Source organism: Kitasatospora sp. MBT66 (assembly GCF_000710405.2).
Classification (GTDB): Bacteria; Actinomycetota; Actinomycetes; order Streptomycetales; family Streptomycetaceae; genus Kitasatospora; species Kitasatospora purpeofusca.
On record NZ_JAIY01000006.1, the window covers coordinates 1,495,922 to 1,501,921 of the forward strand.

At 76.5% G+C, this 6,000-nt stretch carries 4 protein-coding genes and 1 pseudogene; 1 reads left to right on the forward strand and 4 read right to left on the reverse strand.

Annotation, left to right across the window (positions count from 1 at the left end):
* Window positions 1–198 precede the first annotated feature (198 nt).
* Window positions 199–825 (forward strand): annotated as a pseudogene (locus tag BI06_RS53670) (phosphatase PAP2 family protein); the annotation flags it as partial.
* Between the two features lie 144 nt (window positions 826–969).
* Here BI06_RS53670 and BI06_RS19170 read toward each other — a convergent pair.
* The 4 genes from BI06_RS19170 to BI06_RS50910 all read right to left on the reverse strand — a co-directional run bounded on the left by BI06_RS19170 (window position 970) and on the right by BI06_RS50910 (window position 5,727).
* A complete protein-coding gene (locus BI06_RS19170; protein ID WP_051741256.1) occupies window positions 970–1,698 on the reverse strand; it encodes a response regulator transcription factor in 729 nt (242 codons plus the stop codon).
* A gap of 7 nt (window positions 1,699–1,705) precedes the next feature.
* Window positions 1,706–3,136 (reverse strand): sensor histidine kinase, encoded by a 1,431-nt coding sequence (locus BI06_RS19175; protein ID WP_051741258.1) that lies wholly within the window; start codon window positions 3,134–3,136, stop codon window positions 1,706–1,708.
* Between the two features lie 99 nt (window positions 3,137–3,235).
* Window positions 3,236–4,915, reverse strand: a complete 1,680-nt coding sequence (locus BI06_RS19180) for a protein kinase (protein ID WP_304440883.1) — start codon at window positions 4,913–4,915, stop codon at window positions 3,236–3,238.
* Window positions 4,912–5,727: a hypothetical protein gene (locus BI06_RS50910; RefSeq protein WP_043469346.1), complete on the reverse strand. Its 816-nt coding sequence runs from the start codon at window positions 5,725–5,727 to the stop codon at window positions 4,912–4,914. Before BI06_RS50910 ends, BI06_RS19180 begins: the two co-directional genes overlap by 4 nt.
* Between the last annotated feature and the right edge of the window lie 273 nt (window positions 5,728–6,000).

Below are 6,000 nucleotides of genomic sequence, written 5' to 3' on the forward strand. Positions count from 1 at the left end.
AGGCGACGGGTGCGGGCGGCGCGGATCCCCCGAGCGTAGGGCGGGGTGCCCGGGGCGCTGCGGACCGTCCCCCGAACGGCCCAGCCGGGCCGGGCGCCGACACGGCACCGGGCTCGCGTCAACCCTGACGATCGTCAAGGTCGGACCCTGTCTTTCGGGTCGGGTCGGGAGCCACCTCCGACTCCTACCGTCCGTGTCATGACGAACACGATCAGGAACAGGACAGTCCTCGCGGTGGCGCTCCTCGGCACCGGCGCCGGTGCGGTCGGGTGGCTTGCTCCGGCCGGCGGTGGTGCAGCCGGGGCGGGCCCGCCGGCCCATGGCTGGTCGTCGGTCGGCTACCGCCGGGTCGCCGAGGCCGTCGCCGAAGCCCCGCCCCGCCTCGCCGCCCTGCTGGAGCCCGCCACCGAGGCCGGCCTGCTGGTGCTGGGCCTGCTGCTGGCGCTGGTCTGGTGGACGGCACGCGGGCGGCGGGCCGCCGACACCGTCGCGGGCGTGGTGCTGACCGGCCTCGGTACCGTGCTCGCGTACGGGGCGAGCGAGGCGTTGAAGCTGGTGCTCGACGAGGAGCGCCCCTGCCGGGCCCTGGCCGGACTTCCGGCCGCCGCACGCGCCGACTGCCCGCCGCCGGGCGACTGGTCGTTCCCCAGCAACCACGCCACCCTCGCCGTCGCCATGGCCACCGGCCTGGTGCTGCTACGACCGCGCTGGGCGTGGCTGGTCGTCCCGGCCGGCCTCGGTACGGCCGCCCTCCGGGTGGCCGCAGGCGTGCACTACCCGCACGACGTGGCCGCCGGGGCTGCGCTGGGCGGGGCGGTCACGGCGGCTGTGGTGGTGGCGCTGCTGCCCTCGGCGACGGCTGCGGTCGGCGCGGCGGGCCGGGTTCGGCTGCTCGGTCCGTTGCTGCTGGCTCCCCCGGCCGCTGCCCGCACCTCGGCCCCTGTTCCGGTTCCGGGCCCGGTTCCGGTTTCAGCCGGCCGGGCCCGCCACCAGGCCGGCCTCGTGGGCGAGGACGGCGGCGGCCGCCCGGTTGGCCACTCCCAGCCGGGCCAGGACGGAGCTGACGTGCGCCTTCACCGTGCCTTCCACCACACCGATCCGGCGGGCGATCTGACCGTTGGACAGTCCGGCGGCGACCAGCGTCAGCACATCCCGCTCACGGGCGGTCAGTCCGGCCACCTGCCGCTGGGCCGCGGCCCGGCGGTCGGCCGGACCGCCGGACCGGGTGGCGGCGAGGTGGGCCACCACCCGGGCGGCCACCTTGGGTGACAGATAGGCCGCCCCGTCGGCCACCGCACGCACCCCGGCGATCAGCTCCTCCGGCTCGCCGGACTTGATCAGGAATCCGTTGGCGCCCCCGCTCAGGGCGCGCAGGATGTAGTCGTCCTCACCGAAGGTGGTCAGCATGACGATCCCAGGAGCCGCTCCGGTCCTGGTGGTGACGCCCACCCGCCGGATCTCGGCGGCGGCGGTGATGCCGTCCGTGCCCGGCATCCGGATGTCCAGCACCGCGACGTCCGGCCGGTGGCGGCGGAGCAGCTCGACCGCCTCCCGCCCGTCCCCGGTCTCCGCGACGATCTCGATCCCCGGATCGGTGGTGAGCACCGCGCGCACCCCGGCCCTGACCATCGGTTCGTCGTCCGCGATCAGCACCCTGATCCGCGTCGGGGCTCCGTGTTCCGGTTCCCCGTCGCTCATCGGGTGCTCACTGGACCAGGGCGTCCAGGGAGATCAGCACGCCGTCCCGGAAGCAGAGCCGGTACGCGTCCCCCGAGCGGTCGTTGTTGAACGCCTCGGCCGTCATCGCGTAGTACTCGCACGTCACTCCCTCTCCACCGGGTGGCGGGTTGCCCACGGACGGATGGTACGGAAACTGATGTTCCGGCAGAAATCGCTGCACGGTGGACCGGTCCTGGCCGACCCGCAGTTCGGCGTAGTCGGCAGGATCGAGCACGGACCGCCCGGCGGTGTGGATCGTCCAGCCCCGCAGCACGGTGGTCAGCAGCACCGCGACGGAGAGCGGCACCAGGACGATCGCGACCACCATGCGGCCCACCCGGCGGCGGGCCAGGCGCAGTTCACGGGTCGGCGACAGCGCGACCGGCGTCGCCGGAGCCACGGTCGGGGCACCCGTCCGCGGCAGGTGGGCGCTCACCTCGAAGCCGGCGCCGTCGGGCCGGGGCCCGTAGTGGAAGGTGCCACCCGCCAGCCGTACCCGCTCGGCCAACCCGAGCAGACCGTGACCGCCCGTTCCCGTGACGCCGGTTCCCGCCCCGGCTCGGGCCGGCGGCTCGCCCGCCGATCGGGGACCGTCGAGCACCCGGACGCGGGCACCGTCCGTCGTGTAGGCCACCAGCACCGTGACCGACGCCCCCGGGGCGTGCTTGGCAGCGTTGGTCAGCGCCTCCTGAACCACCCGGTACACGGCGTGCTCGGCCGCCCTCGGCAGCCCGTCCGGCCGGCCGTCGACGGTCAGCCGGACGTCCAGCCCCGCCGCGGCCGCCTCCGCCACCAGTTGCGGGACGCCCGCGTCGACCGGGCCCCGGCCTGTGTGGGGGTCCGTGTCGTCCCGCAGGATGCCGATCACCTCGCCGAGGCGTTCGACGGCGGCGGCCGCACCCGCCCGGATCTCCTGCGCCGCCTCGCGGTGCAGCGGGGCCAGGTCGGGCGCCAGCTTGAGCGCACCGGCCCGCAGGGCGATCAGGCTCAGGTCGTGGCCCAGCGCGTCGTGCATGTCCTGCGCGATCCGGGCGCGTTCGCGCAGCCGCGCCCGCTCGGCCACCAACCGCTGCTCGTGCTCGGCCCGTTCGGCCCGCTCCCACCCGGCCCGCACCAGTTCCTGCGACTGCCGCCAGAACCGGCCCACCATCCACGGGGCCATTCCGGCGCAGACCAGGACGGAGACGACCGACGTCGCCTGCACCGCCAGGTCCGGGGCGACCACCGTCACCAGTGCCCCGGCCGTGACCAGCGCCGCGAGCAGGGCGACCGCCTCCCGCACCCGCTCCATCCGCACCCCGGCCGCGAACGCCGCCCCGATGCCCGGCACCGTCCACCAGAGGGACACCGCGCTCAGCCCGAACGCCCCGGCCGCCAGTGCCAGCAGCCCCCGGTCCCACCACGTTCTCGTCCACATCCGCCCGACCCTACGGACCTCACCGGTGCTGCGGATCTGTCGAAAGTCATGCCCGTCAGGCGGGCACAGGTCAGGCGCGCAAGGTCAGGCGGGCACAGGTCAGGCGCGCGGGGGCCAGGGGGTGGCGTTGGTGCGGTGCGATTGGAGGGTGTCGAGGGTCTGCCGCAGGCGGCGGACCGCCGGGTGGTGCGGGCCGTCGCGGCGTTCGCGGTCGAAGAGCAGTTGGAGCAGCCACGACCAGGCCGCCTCCGTCTCGCCGAGCGAGGCCAGCAGCACACCGACCCGTTCCCGGAGGTCGAGCAGCCGCTCGGGTTCGGTCTCCGGCCACACCGCGAGCAGGGCCTGGTACTCGGTGAGCGCCTCCGCGCCCCGGCCCAGCTGTTCGAGGCACTCGGCCACCCGGTGGCGCGGTTCGAGCGCCCGTCGGCCGTGCGGACCGCCCTCGGCGGTGGCGGCGAGCGCCCGGTACTCGGCCAGGGCCTCGTGGTGGCGCCGCTCCTGGAGGAGGGTGCGGGCGTAGATGGTCCGGACGGTGCGGACCATCCCCGCGCCGTCGCCGAGTTCGGACCGACCGCGGGCCAGCAGCCGGGCGGCGAGGTCGAGCACCTCGGGGCGCCGGCCGGCGTCGACCAGGTCGGAGAGCCGGGCGCAGGCCGCCGCGAAGTCCTCCTCCGCCGGGACGGGCGGGGCGGATGCGGATGCGGGTGCGGGTGCGGGCCGCGGGCCCTGCGGCACTGCCGGGGCGGGCGGGTTCGGCACGGCCGCGAGCAGGAACGGCGGCGGTTCGACCCGGGGCGGCGCCGCCGGGGCGACGCCCTCCGGACGCGGCTGCGGCTGGAGCGGGTAGCGGTAGGGCCGGGCCGGGTCCGGCAGCGGTCCGAACCGGGGCTGCGGCACCGAGACGGCGGCGGGCAGCAGCGGCAGCAGCCGCCCGTACACCTCCTGGGCGTCGGCCGGCCGGTCCCCCGGGCGCTTGGCGAGCAGGTCGAGCACGAGCCGCTCCAGCGTGGAGGGCACCTCGGGCCGCAGGTCGCGCAGCGGCACCGGCGGGTCGTCGACGTGCCGCCGCAGCAGCCCCAGCGCGGTGGGTGCCCGGAACGGCCCTTCGCCGGTCAGCATCTCGTGCAGCAGGCAGCCGAGCGCGTACAGGTCGCTGCGCGGGTCGACGGCGGCGGACAGCGCCTGCTCCGGCGCCATGTACGACGGGCTGCCGATCGGGACGCCGGTCAGGGTGAGCCGGGTGGCCTCGGGGTCGAGCGCGGTGGCGATGCCGAGGTCCAGCAGGACGGTCCGGCCGTCCTCCCGGACCATCACATTGCTGGGCTTGAGGTCGCGGTGGACCACCCGCACCGCGTGGACGGCGGCCAGCGCGGCGCAGAGCTGGGCGGCCACGGCGACCGCGCGCTCGACCGGGAACGGCGCGTCCTCGGCGATGAGGTCGGCCAGGCTGACACCGGGGACGCGCTGCATCACCAGATACAGCTCGCCGCCCTCCTCACCGGCGTCGAAGACGGTGACCAGACCCGGGTGGTCCAGGGCGGCGGTGGTGCGGCACTCGCGGAGGAAGCGGCGGCGCAGGTCGTCGCCGTGCCGGAGCCGGTCGGCGGCGGTCGGGTCGGTGCCGCCGGTGGCGGCGAGGAGGAGGTCGGTGCGCAGCAGCTTGACGGCGACCGGGCGGGCGAGCCGCTCGTCGTGGCCGGCCCAGACCTGGCCCATGCCGCCGTGGCCGATCTTCTCGGTGAGGTGGTAGCGGCCGCCGATCACCCGGGCGAGGGTCACGGGCGGTCCTCGCGGGCCTGACGGCGCAGCAGTTCGCCGAGCTCGCGCAGTTCGTCGGAGGTGGCGGGACCGGCGCCGGAGTCCCCCTGGCCCACGGCCCGGGTCGGCGGGTGGGACCGGTACGGGGGCTGGGCGGCCTGCCCGGGCTGCCCGGCCTGCGGGTAGGGACCCGGGGCGGGTGCCGGGTACGGGGCCGGGGCCGGGGTCCCGTACGGCTGGGCCGCACCGTAGGTCGGGGCGGGGGTGTACGGCTGCGGCGTCCCGTACGGCTGGGCGGAGGGGTAGGGCTGGGCGGCGCCGTACGGCTGGGCGGACGGGTAGCCGTACCCGGCCGGCTGCGGGTGCCCGCCTACCCCGGCCGGAGCGGCCGGGCGGCCCGCCGACCAGACCACCTGGCGGTCCATCAGCAGGAAGTGCACCGGCGGGGTGAACCACATCAGCACCATCGTCGTGGTGCCGACCGCGTCGGCGACCGGCGCCTCGCCCTTTCCGAAGCTGCCGGCCACCCCGATGCAGATGAAGAAGGTGAGGAAGAGCCCGGCGTACACCACCGCGCCCAGGATGTCGTACGCCCGGCGGCGGCGGACGGCCAGCAGCAGCGACGGCACCATGCCGAGCAGGCCGACGCTCAGCAGCGGCGCGAGGGCCACCAGGACCCGGCCGGGCACGCCGTACGGGCCGGCCGGCCGACCGGGGCCCGCGGGCCGGGCGACCAGGGTCCGGCCGTAGGGCGGGGGCGTGGCGCCGGGTATGCCACCGGTCGGCGCGCCACCGGGCGGTGGGCCGAACTGCCCGGGGTACTGCCCTGACATGCGCGCTCCTGAGCGGTGAGGACGACGGCCGTCCGGATCACGGAACCGGTTCCGCACACCGTACCGCCAGCACCGGTCGGGCCGGAGTCCTTCCGTCGTGCCCGCACCGCTCCGACGGCACCGGGGCGGAGTGGGAAGTCGGCCGGGCCGACGTCCGGAGCCGGTCGGCGACGGGCGCAGGCAGGCTCCGGGGGCCGCCGGGGACCGATCGTCAGGGACCGTCAGGGGGCGGGCGGGGGCTCGGCGGTGCCGGCGGCGAGGGCGTCGGTGGCG

Coding starts and splice junctions, on each gene's coding strand:
- BI06_RS50910 (WP_043469346.1), bottom strand. CDS start 5,727: ATGTCAGGGCAGTACCCCGGGCAGTTCGGCCCACCGCCCGGTGGCGCG.
- BI06_RS19170 (WP_051741256.1), bottom strand. CDS start 1,698: ATGAGCGACGGGGAACCGGAACACGGAGCCCCGACGCGGATCAGGGTG.
- BI06_RS19175 (WP_051741258.1), bottom strand. CDS start 3,136: ATGTGGACGAGAACGTGGTGGGACCGGGGGCTGCTGGCACTGGCGGCC.